The sequence below is a fragment of the Sorangium sp. So ce296 genome (genome assembly GCF_051529605.1).
GTDB classification, from domain to species: Bacteria; Myxococcota_A; Polyangia; order Polyangiales; family Polyangiaceae; genus Sorangium; species Sorangium cellulosum_D.
Genome location: NZ_CP150325.1, coordinates 559,910 through 579,023, shown reverse-complemented (window position 1 = coordinate 579,023; position 19,114 = coordinate 559,910). Strand labels below are relative to the sequence as shown.

Here is a 19,114-nt window from a genome sequence, read left to right as displayed (position 1 = left end):
ACGAGCGCGGTCGATCCCGGCCGCTCGGGAACAACCGCGCGGCGCGCGTGTCGTGACCGCCATGCCGAGACCTTCCCTGGCCACCGCAGAGCGGCGGCGCCGGACGCCGGACGAGCGCTCCGGCCCGACCCATCGTAGGCTCGAGATCGTGAGCGCGGCGCCGCCGGAACCCGTCCTGCAAGACGCCTCGCCCGGTCAGCGCGCCGCGCCCGACCTCCTCTGCCACCGGCCGGCGCTCCGGGTCGACGCGCGGGCCGTCAAGGAGTCGATGACGTTCGCCTTCGCGGGCGGCGCGCCCGCGGGGGCGCTCGACCGGCACGTCGAGTCGGCGTCGCTGCCCGCGTCGACCTGGGACCCGGCCCGCTTCGCGCAGCACGTCTTCCTCCAGGAGCTCATCGTGGGCTGCCTGCACTTCACGAGCGAGGGGCGCACGCGCATCCCGAGCCCGGCGCTGCTCGGCCGCGCCCTCTCCCAGCCGCCGAGCGACCGCGACACGGTCGAGCTCCGGCGCGAGATCTTCCGGGAGCTCACCGGCTCGGAGGCGCTGCGCCGCGACCTCGCGCGCGCCTACGCGGCGCTGCGCCGCTGGGTGGGCCAGCTGGAGACGATCTCCATCTCCCGCCGGGAGGGCAGCCGCCGGCGGCTGGACATCCTCGTCGCCGCGAAGGAGGCGTTCGACGCGCTCGCCGACGGGTTCGCGGGCGCCCGCTCCGGCCTCGCGCGGCTCCCCGCGTTCGGCGCGGCCGTGCGCGAGACCGAGGCGTACCGCCGCCTCGCGGACCTGCTCGCGTACGACGAGGAGCTCGCGACGCTCGAGGTCCGGATCCGCGTCGGCTCCGACGGCCACGTCCGCGATCTCCGCGCCCTGTCGATCCGCGAGAACAGCGAGAACCGCTTCTACCAGTCGCCGATCGGGCGCGTGGTCACGAAGCTCGTGATGCTGTGGCGGGGATACCGGTTCAGCGACGAAGAGCTGCTCACCCGCTACGTCAACGGCGTGTTCGAGGGCATCGAGGACGATCTCGTCGCGCTCGTGCAGCTGCTCGGAGATCTCGAGTTCTACCTCGCCGGCCTCGCGCTGCGCGAGCGCGCCCGCGCGGCCGGGCTCGCCGTCTGCCTGCCCGAGCTCGCCTGGCCCGGCGCCGCGCGCGACGAGGCCCCCGGGCGCGCGCTCAAGGGGCTCTTCAACCCGCTCCTGCTCGCGACGTCGGCGAGCATCGTCGCGTGCGACATCGCGACCGAGCGCCACGACGCCACCGTCATCGTGACCGGGCCGAACTCGGGGGGAAAGACGCGGCTGCTCGAGGCGCTCTCGCTCGCCCAGATGCTCGGGCAGGCGGGCTTCTTCGTGCCGGCCGCGGAGGCCCGCCTGTCGTCGTGCCACGGGCTCTTCGTGTCGCTGATCGAGCAGGCGCAGGCCGACCAGAGCGAGGGCCGCCTCGGGATGGAGCTCCTGCGCATCCGGTCGCTCTTCGAGGCGATGCAGGTCGGCGACATGGTGGTGCTCGACGAGCTCTGCTCCGGCACGAACCCGTCGGAGGGCGAGGAGATCTTCCAGCTCGTGATCTCGCTGCTCGCGGAGCTCCGCCCCCAGGCCTTCATCACGACGCACTTCCTCGAGCTCGCGGCGCGGCTCGAGCGGGAGCGGCCCGTCGATCGGCTCGTGTTCCTGCAGGTCGAGCTCGACGCGCAGCAGTGGCCGACGTACCAGTTCGTGGACGGGGTCGCCCGGACGTCGCTCGCGCACCGGACCGCGGCGCGGCTCGGCGTCACGCGCGAGGAGCTCGTCGCGCTCGTCGAGCGGAGCAAGCGCGCGCATCGCCGCCGCGGGTTCGAGCCCGCCTGAGCGCGCGCGGGCCGGCGGAAAGGCGCGCTCGCCGGGGGCGGAAAAATCTGGTTGTATGCGCCGCCATGGAATATCGACCTCTTGGCAGAACGGGTCTCCGCATCTCCTCGGTGAGCTTCGGCGCCTGGGCGATCGGGGGCACCTGGGGCGACGTCGATGACAAGGAGTCGCTCGCGGCGCTGCACCGGGCCGTCGATCGCGGCGTGAACTTCTTCGACACCGCGGACGTGTACGGCGACGGCCGGAGCGAGCGGCTGCTCGCGCGTCTGCGGCAGGAGCGGCGCGAGGAGATCGTCATCGCGACGAAGGCGGGCCGGCGGCTGAGCCCGCACACGGCGGACAGCTACAGCGAGGGGAACCTCACGGCGTTCATCGAGCGCAGCCTGAAGAACCTCGAGACGGACGCGCTCGACCTCGTTCAGCTGCACTGCCCGCCGACGGACGTCTACTATCGGCCCGAGGTGTTCGACACCCTCGATCGGCTGGTGAAGGCGGGCAAGGTCCGTTTCTACGGGGCCAGCGTCGAGCGGGTGGAAGAGGCGCTCAAGGCGATCGAGTATCCCGGTGTCCAGTCGGTGCAGATCATCTACAACGTGCTCCGGCAGCGCCCGGCCGATCTCTTCTTCCCCGAGGCGAAGCGCCGTCAGGTCGGGATCCTCGCGCGGCTGCCGCTGTCCTCGGGGCTGCTCACCGGCAAGATGAGCGCCGCGACGACGTTCGCGGCCGACGACCACCGCAACTTCAACCGCGAGGGCGCCGCGTTCGACAAGGGCGAGACATTCTCCGGGGTCGACTTCAACCTCGGCCTCGAGGTGGTCGAGGAGCTCCGCCCGCTCGTGCCCGCCGGCGTGAGCATGGCCGCGTGGACGATGCGCTGGATCCTCATGCAGGACGCGGTGACGTGCGTGATCCCCGGGGCGAAGCGGCCCGATCAGGTCGACCAGAACGCGAGCGCGGCGGACCTGCCGGCCCTGCCGCCGGAGACGATGGCGAAGATCCGCGCGATCTACGATCGCCGGCTGCGGGCGGCGGTTCACCACCGCTGGTAGGCCCTCGGCGAGGAGCGCCGCGGCCGGCGGGCGCCGCGGCTCCGCCCGCTGTCCTTGCGGTCCGTGTCGGCCGGGAGGTCGGGGCCGATCAGAGGATGCGCGGCAGGAGCCACCCGGCGAAGGAGACCAGGGCGGCCGTGCCGAAGAGCGAGCCGAAGCCCCGGATCTCGAAGTCGTCGATGAGCTTGTCCGTCGCCCAGAGCAGCACGGAGTTCACGACGAGGCCGAAGAAGAGGTAGGCCAGGCCGAGCGTGAGGATGGCGGCGGGCAGGAGCGCCACGGCGACCAGGAACTTCACGAGCCATCCGAGGAGGAGGTTCAGCAGCGTGAACACGGCGGCGACGACGAGCGCCGTCTGGGTCCTGCGAATCCGCACGCCGGGCATGAGCTTCGCGCCGATGAGGACCGCGATGCCCGCGGCGAGCGCCTGGATGATGAGCGTCTTCATGACCACCTCCCTGGGCCGGCACCGCTCGTGGCGGGCCGGTGTTCGCCCGTTCTTGGTGACCCAGGTGCGGGCCGAGCGCAACCCCGCGCGGCACGGGAGGGGATCGCCCGGACGCTTGTTCCGGTTCCGGTGAACAGCTTCAGGTGAACAGCTTCAGGTGAGCAGCCGGGCAGCTCCGGTGGAGAGGCGGCGCGCGCGCTGGTGAACATGCGCGCGCCCGGCGAAGAGAGAGGCGGCGCGCCGCCTCGCCCGATCACTCCTTCGGCTTGTCGCCGCCGAGCAGCTCGCCGATGGCGGGGGCGCCGCCCGGGCCGAGGGCCTGGGTGCTCTCGATGAGGTGGATCAGGAGCTGACGGTTGTCCGTCACCGACAGGTTCTGGAGCTCGAGCGCGCCGATGCGGTCCTCCGGGGTGAAGTAGGCCTCTTCGACCTTCTCCATCGAGAGCTTGTGCGGCGCATAGGCCATGTAGTCGGCGCGCGTGTTCAGGATGCTGTAGTCGTCGCCGCGGCGCAGCTCGAGCGTCACCTCGCCGGTGACGCCGGGCGCGATCCAGCGCGAGAGCGCGTCCTTCAGCATCATGGCCTCGGGGTCGTACCACTTGCCCTCGTAGAGCAGGCGCCCGAGGCGACGGCCCTGGGTGAAGTACACGTCGAGGGTGTTCTCGTTGTGGATGGCGGACAGGAGCCGCTCGTAGACGGCGTGGAGCAGGGCCATGCCCGGCGCCTCGTAGATGCCGCGGCTCTTCGCGTCGATCACCCGGTTCTCGATCTGATCGCTCATGCCGAGCCCGTGGCGCCCGCCGATCCGGTTGCACTCGACGAACAGCTCGAACAGCGAGCCGTAGCGCTTGCCGTTGATCGTCGTCGGGACGCCGCGCTCGAACCCGAGGGTGACCGTCTCGGCCTCGATGGCGACCTCCGGCCGGAAGGAGGCGACGCCCATGATGGGCTGGACGATCTTGATCCCGGTGTTCAGGTGCTCGAGATCCTTCGCCTCGTGCGTCGCGCCGAGCACGTTCGCGTCGGTGCTGTACGCCTTCTCCGTCCCCATGCGGTAGGGCAGGCTGTGGCGCTCGAGGTACTCGCTCATCTCCTTGCGCCCGCCGAGCTCTCCCACGAACTTCGGGTCGAGCCAGGGCTTGTAGATCTTGAGCGAGGGGTCGACGAAGATGCCGTAGCGATAAAACCGCTGGATGTCGTTGCCCTTGTGCGTGCTGCCGTCGCCGAAGACGTGGACGTCGTCGTCGCGCATGGCGCGCACGATCGCGGTCGTGGTCACCGCGCGGCCGAGCGGCGTGGTGTTGAAGTATTTCTTGCCGCCCGTCGAGAGGTGGAAGGCGCCGCACTGGATGGCCAGGATGCCCTCGCGGACGAGCGCGTCGCGACAGTCCACAAGCTTGGCGGAGACGGCGCCGTGCTGCAGGGCGATCGGCGGGATGTCGCCGGGGGAGTCCTCGTCCGGCTGCGCCAGATCGGCGGTGTACGCGTGCACCTTGAGCCCGTTGCGCGAGAGCCACGCCACCGCGCACCGCGTGTCGAGCCCGCCCGAGAACGCGATGCCGAGGTGGGTGCCGGCCGGGGGAAGTGAACGGAAGATCCTACTCATGACGGCGCAGCATAGTCGCAACGCCCGCGGAGGCGCGAGCGGAGATCGCCGGGCGGCGGCGCGCCGGAGGGGGCGGGCCGCCTGGGCGGCGAGGTACTAGGATGGTGGGCGCCGTGTCTCGCGAGCTCTTCTCATCTCCGTCTTCTCCGATTCCGATGAGGTACACGCCCATGCCGAAGCTTTCGTACGTCGAGATCGCGCGGATCGAGGAGCGCCGGCTGGCGCTCGGCACCTCCTCCGTGGTCGCCTGCGCCGAGCCCATCGCGGGCGGGTGGATGGCCTTCGATGGAGACGGCTCCTGGGGCAACTTCGCCGCGGGGCTCGGGCTCGATGGGCCCGTCTCCAACGAGGACCTCGATCGCCTCGTGGCGTTCTACGCGGCGCGGGACATGGAGCCGCAGATCCAGGTCTGTCCCTTCGCGCACGAGTCGCTGGTGCGCGGCCTCGCCGAGCGCGGGTTCGTGCTGCGCGAGTTCGAGAACGTGCTCGCGCGCGAGATCGCGCCGGACGAGGATCTCCGCGCGCTGGTGCGGCACGACGGCCCCGCGGGGCTCGAGATCGCGCGCGTCGATCCGGGCGACGAGGCGCAGGTCCGCGCGTTCATCGAGGTGTCGACGAGCGGCTTCCGGGCCGAGGACGAGCCGATCACGCCGGCGCTCTTCGAGATCACCCGCCGCATGGTCGCGCAGCCCGGCTGCGACTCGTACCTGGCGCTCGTGAACGGCGAGCCCGCCGGCGGCGGCAGCGTGGAGATTGCCGGCGACGGCGCCGCGCTCTTCGGCGCCTCGGTGCTTCCCCGGTTCCGCGAGCGCGGCATTCAGCAGCTGCTCATCGTCCGCCGCCTCGAGCGGGTGCGCGAGCGGGGTCGCCGCCTGGCGTGCATCAGCGCGAGCCCCGGTATCCCCACGGAGCGCAACGCCCTGCGGCTCGGGTTCTTCATGGCCTACAGCAAGGGTGTCTTTGTACAGCGAAAGGGTAGCCAGCGATTGCTGACCTGAGCTTTCCCCGGCGCCGCAGGCTGTCCTCGCGCCGCCCCGTGTTTGCAGGCGTGCACCGCTGCAATTGCAGAAGCGAAACGAACGCCCCGGACAACCCTGCGAAATGCCCGATTACGACGGAATCACCCCATGGCACGCTCGGTGCTCTAAGGCAGCCCAGCGTCGCTGGCGTGGCCTTTCCCCCCCCGAGGCCCCGGCGGCGCTTTTTCATTTTGTGGTCTGAATCGGTTCAGCCGACCCGCGAGAGGGAGTGCACCGCGCGGCTCACTCCCTCTCGCGGTGCCGGGCGATCGAGGCGCCCGGCCCGGCGCCGCTTTAACGCTTCACCGCTTCACCGCGCGCGCCGCGGCGCAGCTCGGCCACCGCGTTGCGCACGAGCCGCAGCCCCACGTTGTCGTCCTGCGAGAGGATCGACTCGGGGTGGAACTGCACCGCGGCCATCGGCAGCTCCGCGTGCTCGATCGCCATGACGACCCCGTCCTCGGTCTCCGCCGTGATCTTCAGGGACGCGGGGAGCGCGTCGCGCAGCGCGTGGAGCGAATGGTAGCGCCCCGCGTGGAACTCGCGCGGCAGCCCCTCGAAGATGCGCCCGCCCAGCACGCGCACCTTCGAGGCCTTGCCGTGCATCGGGTAGTCGAGCACGCCGAGCTTGCCGCCGAAGTGCTCGACCATCCCCTGCAGGCCCAGGCAGACGCCGAACACCGGCAGCCGCCGCTCGAGCAGCGCCGAGAGCGTCCCCGAGAGATCGAAATCGCTCGGCGTCCCAGGGCCCGGCGAGAGCACCACGAGATCGGGCGCGTAGGCGTCGAGCTCCTCGTGCGGGAAGCCGGCGCGCAGCGTCACCACCTCGGCGCCGGTCTGCCGGAGGTAGTTGGCCAGCGTGTGCACGAACGAGTCCTGGTGATCGACGAGCAGCACCTTGAGGCCGCCCCCCGGCACCGGGTTGATCGCCGCCGGCGCGGTCGTGGGCACCCCGCGCGGCCTCCGGATCGCGTCGATGAGCGCCGACGCCTTGACGTGGGTCTCGCGCTCCTCCTCGTCGGGATCCGAGTCGTAGAGCAGCGTCGCGCCCGCCCGGACCTGCGCCACGCCGTCCTTGATCCGGATCGTGCGCAGCGTCAGCCCCGTGTTCATGCCGCCGTCGAAGCCGATGAGCCCGACCGCGGCCCCGTACCACGCGCGCGGGGAGCGCTCGTGATCCTCGATGAACTGCATGGCCCAGGCCTTCGGCGCCCCCGTGACCGTGACCGCCCACGTGTGCGCCAGGAACGCGTCGAGCCCGTCGAACCCGTCGCGCAGCCGCCCCTCGACGTGATCGACCGTGTGGATCAGCCGCGAGTACATCTCGATCTGCCGGCGGCCGATCACGCGCACGCTCCCCGGCACGCAGATGCGGGACTTGTCGTTGCGATCGACGTCCGTGCACATCGTGAGCTCCGACTCATCCTTCGCGGACGCGAGCAGGCGCGCGATCTGCGCCGCGTCGGCGATCGGGTCGCTGCCGCGCGGGATGGTGCCCGAGATGGGGCACGTCTCGACGCGGTTGCCCTCGACGCGGACGTACATCTCCGGCGAGGCGCCGACCAGGTACTCGGCCTCGCCGAGGTTCATCAGGAAGCCGTAAGGCGCCGGGTTGCGCTCGCGCAGGCGCTGGAACAGCTCGGTGGGCGCGACGGGGCACGGCTCGTAGAACGTCTGGCCCGGGACCACCTCGAAGAGATCGCCCCGCTTGAACGACTCCCGCGCGACCCGCACGAGCGCGGCGTACTCGCCCGGCGCGTACTCGTTCGGCGGCGCGCTGTGGGCGCCCACGTAGGGGCGCGTCGCGCCGTCGCGCGGCAGCCCCTCGGTCGAGCGATCGCCGAACTTGAGCTCGTAGCGCGTGCGCGTCGCCCGCTCGCGGCGGTGGTCGACGGCGACGATCTCGTCGGGGAGGTAGAGGACGAGATCCCGCTGATCCGCCGGGCGCTCGAGGCGGAGCCGGATGGGCTCGAACTGGAAGGCGAGATCGTACGCGAACGCGCCGTAGAGCCCGAAGAGCGGATCGCCCGGGACCCCGAAGAGCTCGATCATCCGCCGCAGCACCGAGAAGATGGACGGCTGCCGGCTCCGCAGCTCCTCCGGCACCCGCCCGCCCGCCGGCCGGACCGCGCCGGCCACCTCGTCCGCGCGGCGCTCGACGGCCTCGATCGGGTCGTAGCCCAGGAGGGCCTCCTCGATGGCCGGCAGGAGCACGCGCCCGCGCTCGTTCAGCGCGGTGAACCGGAAGTCTCGGCCGCGCGAGACGAGCACCAGCGGAGGATCGACGAAGCCGATGTCCCAGCGCGTGTACCGGCCCGGAACCTCGTAGCTCGACGCCAGGACCACGCCGAGGTGGGTGTCGAGCGCCTCGACGATCGGCTGGATCGCGCCGTCGACGGCGAGATCCTCGACCTCCCGCCGGACCGCGACGCCCCTCCGCGTAATGTTGCTCTCTCGTTTCACGACCACGTCTCCTTCTACGCGGCGAGTATACGCGGTGCGGCATACGCGCCGCACCCGCTTCTTCGCCGCGCGCACGGGTTCGTCGGGCACGTCATCCGCGTGCTGCGCGCGCAGCACCCGTCGCGCGCGCGCACGGCGGGGGCGCTCGGCCAGCGTCCGCGATGCGCTCCGCGAGGTAGACGGCGCGGAGCAGGGGGAAGCTCTTGACGAGGACCTCCTCGTACTCGGCCTCCGGGCTCGACTCCGCGACCACCGCGCCGCCGCTGCCGAAGCTGACCCCCTCGGCGTCGGCGACGAGGGTCCGGATGGCGATGTTCATGTCCATCGGGCCCTCGTAGGCGAGGTACCCGATCGAGCCCGTGTACACGCCGCGCGCGCGCCGCTCCAGGGCGTCGATGATCGCGATCGTCCGGTGCTTCGGCGCCCCGGTGATCGAGCCGCCCGGGAAGCACGCCTCGAGCGCGTCGAGGGCGCAGCGGCCCTCGCGCAGCGCGCCGGTGATCACCGAGGACTGCTGGAGCAGGGTCGCGTGCTCCGTGATCCGCAGGAGCTCCTCGACCTCGATCGAGCCCATGGCGCAGACCCGGCTGAGGTCGTTGCGGACCAGGTCGATGATCATGAGGAGCTCGGAGCGGTCCTTGTCGCTGGTCGCGAGATCGCGGCGCAGGGCCAGCGTCTCCTCCTCGGTGGCGCCCTTCGGCCGCGTCCCCTTGATAGGCTCGCTGCGCACGCGCCGCTCCCGGTCCACCGACAGGAACCGCTCCGGCGAGGACGACAGCACCGCGCCGTCCGGCAGCCGGAGGTAGGCCGAGAACGGCGCGGGGTTCGTGCGGCGCAGGACGCGGTAGAGGGCGAACGGGTCCACCGAGGTCCGCACGCGGAACTCGTTCGTGAGGCACACCTCGTACGTCTCGCCTTCCCGGATCTCGCCGAGGATCGCCTGGACGGCGTCGAGGTGCTCCCTGCGCGAGAGGTGCGGCGCGTGCGCGACGCGATCGGCGAAGCCCTCCGGCACGGGCGGGAGGGCGAGCTCCGGGAGGGCCGGGAGGCCCTGGAGGCGCGCCGCGATCTCGTCGAGCCATGCTTCCGGCGAGGGCGGCGGCGGCTCGTCCGCGACGAGCGCGCACGCGTACACCGCGCGCTCGACGTGGTCGAAGGCGAGGAGCCGCCGCGCGATCATCATCGCGCTGTCCGGGAGCGCGCGGCGCGGGTGGGCGGACGCGCCGAAGCCGAGGTGCTCCTTGAGCTCGTAGCCGAGGTAGCCCACGAGGCCGCCGGTGAAGTGGAAGGGCAGGCCGCTCGGCTCGAGCGACACGGACGCGAGCTCCCGCCGGAGCGCCGCGAACGGGCTCCCCTCGGACATGGCCGGGGTGAGGAGGCCCCCGGGGCCGCTGGCGCTCCAGCGCGTCGCGGCGGCGCCGCGGCTCTCGATGGCCTCGGTCGCGCTCCCCATGAACGAGAAGCGCCCGTCGCGGCCCGCCGCGCTCGAGTCGAGCCAGAACGCGTACGGCGCCGCGGCGAAGAGGCCGGCGAAGGCCCGCTCGGGGTCGACCCAGGGGAGCCGGACGTGCCGCACGCGGCCGCGCGGCTGCGCGCCCCCCGGCGCGGAAGGCGCGCGCGCGCCGGCGCGCGGAGCCCGCCGGCCGCGGGCTGCTTCCATGGCGATGTCACGGAAGTTGGCGAGGATCTTCTTGCCGTGCTCCGTGCCGATCGACTCGGGGTGGAACTGCACGCCGTAGAGCGGCCGATCCTTGATCTTGAGGGCCATGATGAGCCCGTCGCCGCGCGTCCGGGCGGTCACCTCGATCTCGGGCGGGAGCGCGTCGCCGCCGACGATCAGCGAGTGGTAGCGCACCACCTGGAACGGGCTGGGCACGCCCTCGAACAGCCCGGTGCCGCCGTGCTCGACCTCCGAGACCTTGCCGTGCATCGCCCGCGGCGCGTGCTGGACGCGCCCGCCGAAGCGCGCCGCGAGCCCCTGGTGGCCGAGGCAGACGCCGAGGATCGGCGTGTCGGCGAGCGCCTCGATCACGTCCATGCAGACGCCGAAATCGGCCCGCCGCTCGGGGCGGCCGGGGCCGGGCGAGAGGACGATGCCGTCCACCTCCAGGTCCCTGATCTCGGCGAGCGAGAGGCTGTCGTTCCTGACGACGAGCGGCTCCTCGCCGGTCACTTCCCAGAGGTACTGCCCGAGGATGTGGGTGTACGAGTCGTAGTTGTCGATGAGGAGTGTCTTCACGGCGAAGCTCCCCTCCGGGCCCGCGCGGCGGCCGAAAGCGCGGCCCCGCCGGCGCGGCGCGGGTGAGGCGCCCGGGCGGCGGCCCTGGGGTCACGGGCGGATGATGGCGGCGAGCATGGCCTGGAGCTTGAGCTGCGTCTCGACCAGCTCGGCCTCCGGGCTCGATCCGGCGACGACCCCGACGCCCGCGACCATGCGGGCGCGCGCGCCGTCGACGGTCGCGCTCCGGATGCCGATGAACCAGTCGCCGTCGCCGCGGGCGTCGACCCAGCCCACGAGCCCCGCGTAGAGCCCGCGGCGGATGCCCTCGTGCGCGCTGAGCCAGGCCTCCGCCGCGGCGCGCGGGGTGCCGCACACGGCGGGCGTCGGGTGCAGCCGCGCGGCGAGCGTGAGCGCGTCCGGCGCCGCCTCCTTGAGGTGGCCGTGGATCGGGGTGCCGAGGTGCATCACGTTGCGGAGGCTCAGGATCGACGGCTCGCTCGGGACGTCGAGCGACGCGCACTCCGGGGCGAGCGCCGCGGCGACGGCCTCCACCACGAAGCGGTGCTCGCGCTGGTCCTTGGCCGACTTCCGGAGGACCTCGGAGAACCGGCGATCGGCGTCGACGTCGGCCGAGACCGCGTACGTGCCGGCGAGCGGGTGCGAGGAGACGGCGCGGCCGCGCCGCGAGAGCAGGAGCTCCGGGCTCGCGCCGAGGAAGCCGTCGACGTGGAAGATCGCGCACGAGGGGTAGAGCGCGGTGAGGCGGCGCAGGACCTCCTCGACGACGATGGGCCGGTTCGCCTCGACGTCGACCGCGCGCGCCACCACGACCTTGGAGAGGTCCCCGTGCTGGATGTCGGCCACCGCGCGCGCGATGCGCCCGCACCACTCTTCGTGCGGGAGCGCCGATTTGAGGGTGAAGCTGTCGGGCGAGCGCCGGTGGCTCTCGGCCCGCTCCAGGTGCGGCGCGGGGGCGGCGCCCTCGCCGACGGTGGTGACCCACGCGGTCCCGTCGGGCGCCACGCCGACGACCTGGGCCGGCACGACGAGCGCCGCCGGCTCGGTCCGGTCGAACGGCAGGGCGCCGAGCGCCACCGGGCCGCACCCCGGGCGGCCCACGGCGTCGGAGGCGGCGATCGACGAGAGCGCCTCCTGGATCCACGCGACGCCGCCCTCGATGCCCTGCGGCAGCTCCAGGCGGGCGGCGACCCCGTGGGCGATCAGCTGCGCGCTGGGGTGCATCCAGACGCGCGCGCCGTCCCCCGCGAGCGCCGAGATGCCGCCGGGCATCCTCGCGAGCGTGTCAGCGTCGAGCCGGACGGTGCGGGCGACGAGCCGTGCCGCGAGGCGGGGGGCGTCGGCCGGAGAGGAGAGCGTGAGGGGGGTCATGCACAGCGGTGCGCAGGTCGGTTCGGGCTCGTCCTGCCCGGCAGGACCAGCCTGGGACCGGCAGGCCGAGAGCCCGCGGCTCCATGCCGGATCGCGAGCGCCGGCCGCGCAGCATCGGCTCTACCGCCTCCGGAAAGGCTCCGCAAGCGCAAAGCAGCCCGCGTCGAGGGCCCGAGGGCGCGGCGTTCGGCCGCTGAAATGGCGCTCTCGGACGCGCGTCCTGCTTCGCGCAAACGATGCGCGCTCGCCGCGCGAAGCCCCGCGCACCTCGCCCCGCGTCTCATCTCCGACTGTCGCGCTCGCCAAACGCCTTGTCGCGGCCGCGCCACCCGCCGTCAGCACAGAGAGCGGTGCTCCGTCCTCTGTGTGATCCGAGGGCGCTCGCTCTCGGCGCCTGCGGAGCGACGCATGAGATCCCTTGCCCCGGAGCGCGCAATTGTCCGATGCTTCCGCGAGCTTCACCTTCGCGGCGCTCGGGAGCGGCGTGTCTCGATAGCTCCGAGGCCCCGGGCATGTCGAAATTCTTCAGGACTGAGCTCAGAAAGGATCCTGCGATGGACCCCACTCGGCAACATGACCCCCGCGCGTGGCGAGCCACAGCGCTCCTCCTCTTCGTCGTCGGGCTGTGCGCCTGTCGCGGCGACAAGAGCCCGCCTGCCGGCGAGAGCCGCCCTCCCGCCGCCGCCACGACCGCGGCCGCCACGACCGCGGTCGCCGAGGCGCCGGGCGACACGGCGATCAAGGCGCAGCCCCCCGCGGTGCCGAACGCCGCCGAGGCGAAGAAGCACGCCGGAAGCAAGCTCAAATATTACAGCGAGCCGCTGGGGGTGGGCGCCGAGCTCGACAAGGTAATGGTCAAGCAGTTCCAGCAGGACACCGGCATCGAGGTGACCATCATCCCGAGGCCCAAGGACGCGACGGAGACGTACGCTGTCTACCAGCGCCTCTTCCAGGCGCAGTCCGGGGACGTCGACGTCATGATGCTCGACGTCATCTGGCCCGGCGCCTTCGCGCAGAACCTCGTCGACCTGAACGAGAAGCTCGGCGAGGCCGCCAAGCAGCACATCGAGAGCATCGTGCGGAACAACACGGTGGGCGGCAAGCTCGTGGCGATGCCGTGGTTCACCGACTTCGGGCTGCTCTACTACCGCACCGATCTGCTGGAGAAATACGGCTACAAGAAGCCGCCGGAGACGTGGGACGAGCTCGAGCAGATGGCGAAGAAGATCCAGGACGGCGAGCGGGCGAGCAATCCGAACTTCCTCGGCTTCGTCTGGCAGGGCAAGGCCTACGAGGGGCTGACGTGCAACGCGCTGGAGTGGATCGCCTCGCACGGCGGCGGCGCGATCATCGAGGACGGCAAGATCACCGTGAACAACCCGGGCGCCCAGAAGGCGCTCGCGCGGGCCAAGGGCTGGGTGGGCTCGATCTCCTCCGCCGGCGTGACGAGCTACGAGGAGGAGGACGCCCGCAACACGTTCCAGGGCGGCCACGCCGCCTTCATGCGCAACTGGCCTTATGCCTACGCGGCCGGCAACGCCGACAAGTCGCCGATCAAGGGCAAGTTCGGGGCGGGCCCGCTGCCGCACGAGCCCGGCCAGAAGAGCTCGGGCACGGTCGGCGGGTGGCAGCTCGCCGTCTCGAAGTTCTCGCCGAACAAGGACGCGGCCATCGAGTTCGTCCGCTACATGACGAGCCCCGAGGCGCAGAAGTTCCGCGCGACCGCGGGCTCGTTCATCCCCACCATCCCGTCGGTGCAGCAGGACCCGGACGTGGTGAAGTCGCTGCCCTTCCTGGCGAACGCGAAGGACATCGCGCTCGTGCCGCGCCCCTCGAACAGCACCGGCGCCCGGTACAACGAGGCGTCGATCGCGTTCTTCCAGGGGGTGAGCCAGGTCCTCCAGGGCAAGGAGCCGAAGGCGGTGCTCGGGCAGGTGGAGCAGCGCCTCACGCGCGCGCTCCGCTGACCCGGCGCCGTCGCGTCGCCCGGGTTTCGACGCCGCACGCCGCACGCCGCGGCGGGCGGCGTCGGAGCCCGAGATCTCCCGGCCACACCACCTCGCGAGAACGGAGCGTCCCATGAGCACGCCGGAGAACAGAGAGGCCGCGAGCGCGGCGCCCCGCGCGGACAGCGCGTCGTTCGAGAAGCGGCGCCAGCGGCGCGCCTGGCTGTTCCTGCTGCCGACGCTCGTGGTCGTCGCCTTCGTCGCCCTCTACCCCCTGGCCCAGACGTTCTACCTGAGCTTCACGAACGCGCGCCTCGGTACGGGGGAGCCGGCGACGCTCGTCGGGGCGCAGAACTACGTCGATCTCGTGCAGGACAGCTACTTCCACGACGCGGTCCTGCTCACGGTCTTCTTCACGGTCGTCACCGTGCTGAGCGAGCTCGCCCTCGGGCTCGGCGTCGCGCTCCTCGTCAACTCCCAGTTCAAGGGGCGCTCGGCGGTGCGCGCGGCCATGCTCATCCCCTGGGCCATACCGACCGTCATCTCCGCCCAGATGTGGAAGTGGATGTACAACGACGTCTACGGCGTCTTCAACGATCTCCTCGTCAACCGGCTCGGCGTCCTGCCGCGCAACGTCGCCTTCGTCGCCGATCCCGACGTGTCCTTCTGGGCGGTCGCCATCATCGATATCTGGAAGACGACGCCGTTCATGGCGCTCCTCCTGCTCGCCGGGCTGCAGCTCATCCCGAGCGATCTCTACGAGGCCGCGCGGGTCGACGGCGCGACGCCGCTCCAGCAGTTCACCCGGATCACCCTGCCGCTCCTCAAGCCCTCGATGCTGGTCGCGCTCATCTTCCGCACGCTCGACGCGCTTCGGGTGTTCGACGTCTTCTTCGTCATGTTCGGCAACCGGCCGGACATGCAGACCATGGCGACGTACGCCCAGCAGACGCTGGTCAGCGTCTCGAACATCGGCTACGGCTCGGCGATCTCGGTCGCCCTCTTCCTGATCATCGCCGTGTTCATCCTGATCTATCTCGCGGTGTTCCGCACCGAGGAGGCGTGAGATGAACGGTCCTTCAGGTTCTTCGCCGGGCTCGGGGGTGCAGCGCTCGCCGGCGCAGCGCGTCTTGCGGGCGCTGTTCTACCTGCTCGTCGCCGCGGTCGTCGTGTTCACCGTCTTCCCGTTCGTCTGGGCGTTCGTCTCCTCCATCAAGCCCGACGACGAGCTCTTCACGACCCCGGTCCGCTACTGGCCCGGGCGCCCGACGCTCGAGAACTACCGCCTCGTGCTGGACAACGGCGAGTTCCAGACGGCGCTCTTGAACAGCGTGATCGTCGCCGTCTCGGTCACGGCCCTCTCGCTCGCCGTCGGCTCGCTGGCCGCCTACGCGCTCGGGAGGTTCCGGTTCCGCGGGCGCAGCGCCGTCCTCTACGTCGTCCTGGCGATGACCATCTTCCCGCAGATCGCCGTCCTCGGCGCCCTGTTCGAGATGATCAATTTCTTCAAGCTCTACAACCAGCTGCCGGCGCTGGTCCTGACGTACCTCATCTTCACGCTCCCCTTCACGGTCTGGGTGCTCACCGGCTTCCTGAAGGCGATCCCGCGCGAGATCGAGGAGGCCGCCTACGTCGACGGCGCGACGCCGTGGCAGGTGTTCACCAGGATCATGCTGCCGCTGTCGGTCCCCGGGATGGCGACGACCGGCATCCTCGCCTTCATCGCCGCCTGGAACGAGTTCCTGTTCGCGCTCTCGTTCACCCAGACGCCGGACAAGCGCACGGTGACCTACGCCATCCAGGCGTTCTCGACGACGACCAGCGGGCTCTACGAGATCCCCTGGGGCCAGACCATGGCGGCGTCGATCGTCGTGACCGTGCCGCTGGTCGTGCTGACGCTGGTCTTCCAGCGCCGGATCCTCGCGGGGCTCACGGCGGGCGCGGTGAAGGGCTGACGGGGCGGCGCGCGGCGCGGGCGCCGGATCACGCGCGCCCCCAGGGGAAGCGGAGCCAGCGAGGCCCGTAGACGGCGCCGAGGTCGCGCAGCCCCGAGAGCAGCACGCCGGCGGCCATGAGCGGCAGGATCACGCGGAGGGCGAGCGGCGCGTCCCAGCGGGAAAAGCCGGTGGGAGCGAGCGACCAGCGCCGGAGCTCGGGGAGCAGGTGCGCGAGGGCGGCGCCGTAGACGATGCCCATCACGGCGTGCATCGCCCGCTCGCCCGGGTAGACGCCGCCGAGCGGCCTCCGGACGTCGTCCTCGACGATGAAGTCGCGGAGCGTGATCGCGATCTCCGCGAGGAGGAGCGCCGCGAGCGCCCACGCGGCGAGCCCCTCCCAGCGCACGAAGGGCAGCGACGCGAAGAGCACCGCGTACACGAGATCGCGGGCGCCGTGCAGCACGAGCTCGGGCGCGGTGCCGGGCACGCCGCCGGGCAGGCGGGCGCGCCACTCGTGGTAGTAGAGCGTGTCGAACGCGCCGAGCGCGCCCTGCACGGCGAGGAGCACGAGCGCCGTGATCACGCGGCGCCCTCTGGCGGCGGCGGCGCGACGGCGCGCGCGGAGGGCGCCGCGCCTCGCTCCTCGCCCGCCACGCGGCCCTCGTACGCGACGAGCAGCCCGGCGATCGGCGCGGAGATCCGCACGTCGACGCAGACCTCGTCGCGCGAGGGCTCGGCCCGCCCCTCGACCCGCGGGGCGAGCCAGCGGGGCAGCGGCAGCCCGAAGCCGCGGAGCCCGAAGGTCGACCGCGCCTGCTCGAACACGAGCGCGCCGCCCTCGGCCCGGAGCCGGAACCAGCACTGGATCGGGCCGAGCGCCTCCACCAGCAGATCCCCCGAGCGCCACTGCGACGAGCAGAGCAGTCGGCCGCCGAAGGCGCGGATCCACCGCTCGCCGTCGCCCGAGGGCTCGACCGCGAGCGTCACGACGACGTCCTCCGCCGCCGCGGGCATGCGCAGCAGGGCGGCGAGCAGGCGCGCCGCGAGCCCGCGGCCGCGGCGCACGCGGAAGCGGCCGCGGGCGCGCGCGCCGCCCGCGTGGAGCGCCCGGACCGGCGGCGCGAGCGCGGCCCACGCGGAGCCGAGGAGGGCAGGGTAGAGGGCAGGCATCGGGGCACCGCGCGTCGCGATCGAGCAGGAGCGCGAGGGCGCCTCGCGCGAGCGATCGCCCGTCCGGTGGGACCTCTCGTCAGCCGTCCTCGGGGAGCATCTCGCGCGGCAGCGCCGGGCTCCTCGGGGCGACGACCGCGTCGGCCAGGTCGCGGATCTTGACGAGGAGCGCGCTCTCCGCGTCGCCCTCCGTCTCCTCGCAGAGCGACCGGATCTGCCAGAGCAGCTTGCGCGTGCGCCGCAGCTCGAACACGAGCCACCGTGTCTCCGGTCGCGCCTCCAGCGGGTGGCGCTCCAGGGCGACCTCGATCTCGCGGATGCGCTCCTCGATCTGCTCGCCGGTCGGATAGATGCGGCCGTTCCCGTTACAGTCCTTGCACAGAAAGGGGCCGGCGTCGGTGTTGATCTCGCCTTCGCCGTAGCAGCTCGTGCACGTAACCAGATCGTAGGAGTTCATGGGGCGCCACTCTATCCGATCCTGCGCGCGCGGTGCTCGCGGCCCGCTCCGATCCTGCGCGCGCGGCGCGCGCGGCCCGCGTCGCCGGTCCCCGCGATCGCGCGGCGTGTCGTCGCGCGCGGGAGCGGCGGCGGCGCCCTCCTCGGACGCGCGCGGCGCCGCGAGCGCCGCTGCATTCCTGCTTCGTCACGTCAGCCTGGCCGGGGCGGATCGGCGGCCGTGGCCGTTCGAGATCGCGATGCGTCGGCCCAAGGCCGTCGCGGCCGGCGCGTCCTAATTCCGCTTACGCCGTTCCTTGCGGTAATGGGAGCCCCCGTGACCTGCCCTCATCCCTCGCGCCGGGGTGCGCTGTGCGCCGTCCTGGCCCTGTGCGCCGTCTCCCTCGGCTCGTCGCGCGTCGCCCTGGGCGCCCCGCCGCTCCCTCGGCTCGCCGTCCACCGGGCGCCTTCGGCGGCCGACTGCCCCGATGCGGCATCGCTCGCCGCCGCGATCGAGCGCGTGATGAACCGACGCGCCGTCGAGCCGGCGAGCGCGGGCGGACCGGCAGGCTCGGGCGGCGCTCCCACGGGGGTCGACGACGCCGCCGCAGGTCCGGGCAGCGCGCCGGCAGGTCCGGGCAGCGCGCCGGCAGGTCCGGGCAGCGCGCCGGCAGGCCCGGGCAGCGCGCCGGCAGCCGCCGGCGACGCCCCCGCAGGCGCCGGCGCGCCCAGCAGCGCCGGCGCCGCCGCCGCTCCGGCGATCACCGGCGTTGCACCCGAGTTCGAGGTGCACTTCCTCCGCACCGATGCCACCTACACCGCCGTCCTCCAGGCGGGGGGACGAGCCCGGCAGCTCTCGTCCGAGGCGGGCGCGACCTGTGACGAGCTCGTCGAGGCGGTGGCGCTGACCGTCGCCATCCTGCTCGACAGCCAGCCGGCGCCTCCTCCCGCACCGCCCCCGGCCGCGCCCGCCCCTCCGCCGGCCCCCGTCGCCGTCCCGCCGCCGCGCCCTGCGCCCCAGGCGCCGCGCGGGGACGTCGCGCTGGAGCTCGGCGCCGCGGGGACCATGGGCATGCTCGATCTGTTCCGACCGGCCGCGGTCGCCGACGTCTCCCTGCGGCGCAGCGCCTGGTCCGCCGGGCTCGGCGCGGTGTGGCTGCCGCGTCAGGACATCGAGATCGCCCCGGGCGCCGTCTCCGTCGGGCTCGTCGCCGCGACCGCGCGCGGCTGCGCGACGCTCCTCGGCGAGCTCGACGGCTTCCGGCTCTCCGCCTGCGCCGTGTCGCTGCTCGGCGCCGTCCACGGCGCAGGCAAGGGGCTCGACCCGAACCGCGAGGCCGCTGCACCCTGGTTCGCCCTCGGCGCCTCGGCCCTCGCGGAAGGCCCCCTCTTCGGCACGCGCGCGCTCGGGTGGGCCGCGCGCGCCACGCTCCTCGCGCCGGTCGTGCGGGCGCGCGTCACGATCGAGCGCCGCGCCGGCGCCGAGGCGGGCGCCGCCGTCACCGAGGACCCCGCGCTCGACCCGTCGCCGGTCGGGTTGCTCGTCGGCCTGAGCGCCCGCGTGTCGATTTTCTGATGGCGAGGC

The 19,114-nt window shown here is 72.6% G+C and carries 15 protein-coding genes; 7 read left to right on the top strand and 8 right to left on the bottom strand.

Features of this window, described 5'->3' with window-relative positions:
* The first annotated feature begins 61 nt into the window (after positions 1-61).
* Together WME98_RS02280 and WME98_RS02275 are read left to right on the top strand one after the other, a co-directional pair.
* Positions 62-1,846, top strand: coding sequence for a MutS-related protein (locus tag WME98_RS02280; protein ID WP_437949755.1), 1,785 nt, complete (start codon positions 62-64; stop codon positions 1,844-1,846).
* Positions 1,847-1,911: 65 nt separating this feature from the next.
* Positions 1,912-2,895, top strand: a complete 984-nt coding sequence (locus tag WME98_RS02275) for an aldo/keto reductase (protein ID WP_437949754.1) — start codon at positions 1,912-1,914, stop codon at positions 2,893-2,895.
* 88 nt (positions 2,896-2,983) lie between these two features.
* On the opposite strand, the gene WME98_RS02270 is transcribed toward WME98_RS02275, so the two are convergent.
* Entirely contained in the window at positions 2,984-3,343 is a 360-nt protein-coding gene (locus WME98_RS02270; protein WP_061626556.1) for a phage holin family protein, read from the bottom strand.
* 253 nt (positions 3,344-3,596) lie between these two features.
* Positions 3,597-4,949 (bottom strand): argininosuccinate synthase, encoded by a 1,353-nt coding sequence (gene argG / locus WME98_RS02265; RefSeq protein ID WP_061626555.1) that lies wholly within the window; start codon positions 4,947-4,949, stop codon positions 3,597-3,599.
* A gap of 170 nt (positions 4,950-5,119) precedes the next feature.
* On the opposite strand from argG, the gene WME98_RS02260 reads away from it, so the two are divergent.
* Entirely contained in the window at positions 5,120-5,947 is an 828-nt protein-coding gene (locus WME98_RS02260) for a GNAT family N-acetyltransferase (RefSeq protein ID WP_437949753.1), read from the top strand.
* 315 nt (positions 5,948-6,262) lie between these two features.
* On the opposite strand, the gene WME98_RS02255 is transcribed toward WME98_RS02260, so the two are convergent.
* From WME98_RS02255 to WME98_RS02245, 3 genes are all read right to left on the bottom strand, one after another.
* Positions 6,263-8,437, bottom strand: a complete 2,175-nt coding sequence (locus WME98_RS02255) for an anthranilate synthase component I (RefSeq protein ID WP_437949752.1) — start codon at positions 8,435-8,437, stop codon at positions 6,263-6,265.
* A gap of 85 nt (positions 8,438-8,522) precedes the next feature.
* Positions 8,523-10,670: a chorismate-binding protein gene (locus WME98_RS02250; RefSeq protein WP_437949751.1), complete on the bottom strand. Its 2,148-nt coding sequence runs from the start codon at positions 10,668-10,670 to the stop codon at positions 8,523-8,525.
* Positions 10,671-10,760: 90 nt separating this feature from the next.
* On the bottom strand, positions 10,761-12,041 hold the full coding sequence (locus tag WME98_RS02245) for an isochorismate synthase (protein ID WP_437949750.1): 1,281 nt from the start codon (positions 12,039-12,041) through the stop codon (positions 10,761-10,763).
* A 554-nt stretch (positions 12,042-12,595) separates the two neighbouring features.
* On the opposite strand from WME98_RS02245, the gene WME98_RS02240 reads away from it, so the two are divergent.
* From WME98_RS02240 to WME98_RS02230, 3 genes are all read left to right on the top strand, one after another.
* A complete protein-coding gene (locus WME98_RS02240; RefSeq protein ID WP_061629827.1) occupies positions 12,596-14,008 on the top strand; it encodes an ABC transporter substrate-binding protein in 1,413 nt (470 codons plus the stop codon).
* Positions 14,009-14,120: 112 nt separating this feature from the next.
* Positions 14,121-15,053: a carbohydrate ABC transporter permease gene (locus tag WME98_RS02235; RefSeq protein ID WP_437949749.1), complete on the top strand. Its 933-nt coding sequence runs from the start codon at positions 14,121-14,123 to the stop codon at positions 15,051-15,053.
* Between the two features lies 1 nt (position 15,054).
* Positions 15,055-15,942 carry a carbohydrate ABC transporter permease gene (locus WME98_RS02230; RefSeq protein ID WP_437331933.1) on the top strand — a complete coding sequence of 296 codons (888 nt, stop codon included), beginning with the start codon at positions 15,055-15,057 and terminating at the stop codon, positions 15,940-15,942.
* Positions 15,943-15,970: 28 nt separating this feature from the next.
* On the opposite strand, the gene WME98_RS02225 is transcribed toward WME98_RS02230, so the two are convergent.
* The 3 genes from WME98_RS02225 to WME98_RS02215 form a co-directional block, all read right to left on the bottom strand.
* Positions 15,971-16,507 carry a hypothetical protein gene (locus WME98_RS02225; protein WP_437949748.1) on the bottom strand — a complete coding sequence of 179 codons (537 nt, stop codon included), beginning with the start codon at positions 16,505-16,507 and terminating at the stop codon, positions 15,971-15,973.
* Positions 16,504-17,094 (bottom strand): DUF4166 domain-containing protein, encoded by a 591-nt coding sequence (locus tag WME98_RS02220; RefSeq protein ID WP_437949747.1) that lies wholly within the window; start codon positions 17,092-17,094, stop codon positions 16,504-16,506. Before WME98_RS02220 ends, WME98_RS02225 begins: the two co-directional genes overlap by 4 nt.
* A 79-nt stretch (positions 17,095-17,173) precedes the next feature.
* Positions 17,174-17,551, bottom strand: coding sequence for a hypothetical protein (locus WME98_RS02215; RefSeq protein WP_061628663.1), 378 nt, complete (start codon positions 17,549-17,551; stop codon positions 17,174-17,176).
* Positions 17,552-17,866: 315 nt separating this feature from the next.
* Here WME98_RS02215 and WME98_RS02210 point away from each other — a divergent pair, with 315 nt between their 5' ends.
* Positions 17,867-19,105 (top strand): hypothetical protein, encoded by a 1,239-nt coding sequence (locus tag WME98_RS02210; protein WP_437949746.1) that lies wholly within the window; start codon positions 17,867-17,869, stop codon positions 19,103-19,105.
* The last annotated feature ends 9 nt before the right edge of the window (positions 19,106-19,114 follow it).

Bases quoted from the DNA above. Each gene is read 5' to 3' on its own strand.
- WME98_RS02280 (WP_437949755.1), top strand. From the start codon at position 62: ATGCCGAGACCTTCCCTGGCCACCGCAGAGCGGCGGCGCCGGACGCCG.
- WME98_RS02275 (WP_437949754.1), top strand. From the start codon at position 1,912: ATGGAATATCGACCTCTTGGCAGAACGGGTCTCCGCATCTCCTCGGTG.
- WME98_RS02270 (WP_061626556.1), bottom strand. From the start codon at position 3,343: ATGAAGACGCTCATCATCCAGGCGCTCGCCGCGGGCATCGCGGTCCTC.
- argG (WP_061626555.1), bottom strand. From the start codon at position 4,949: ATGAGTAGGATCTTCCGTTCACTTCCCCCGGCCGGCACCCACCTCGGC.
- WME98_RS02260 (WP_437949753.1), top strand. From the start codon at position 5,120: ATGCCGAAGCTTTCGTACGTCGAGATCGCGCGGATCGAGGAGCGCCGG.
- WME98_RS02245 (WP_437949750.1), bottom strand. From the start codon at position 12,041: ATGACCCCCCTCACGCTCTCCTCTCCGGCCGACGCCCCCCGCCTCGCG.
- WME98_RS02240 (WP_061629827.1), top strand. From the start codon at position 12,596: ATGGACCCCACTCGGCAACATGACCCCCGCGCGTGGCGAGCCACAGCG.
- WME98_RS02235 (WP_437949749.1), top strand. From the start codon at position 14,121: ATGAGCACGCCGGAGAACAGAGAGGCCGCGAGCGCGGCGCCCCGCGCG.
- WME98_RS02230 (WP_437331933.1), top strand. From the start codon at position 15,055: ATGAACGGTCCTTCAGGTTCTTCGCCGGGCTCGGGGGTGCAGCGCTCG.
- WME98_RS02220 (WP_437949747.1), bottom strand. From the start codon at position 17,094: ATGCCTGCCCTCTACCCTGCCCTCCTCGGCTCCGCGTGGGCCGCGCTC.
- WME98_RS02215 (WP_061628663.1), bottom strand. From the start codon at position 17,551: ATGAACTCCTACGATCTGGTTACGTGCACGAGCTGCTACGGCGAAGGC.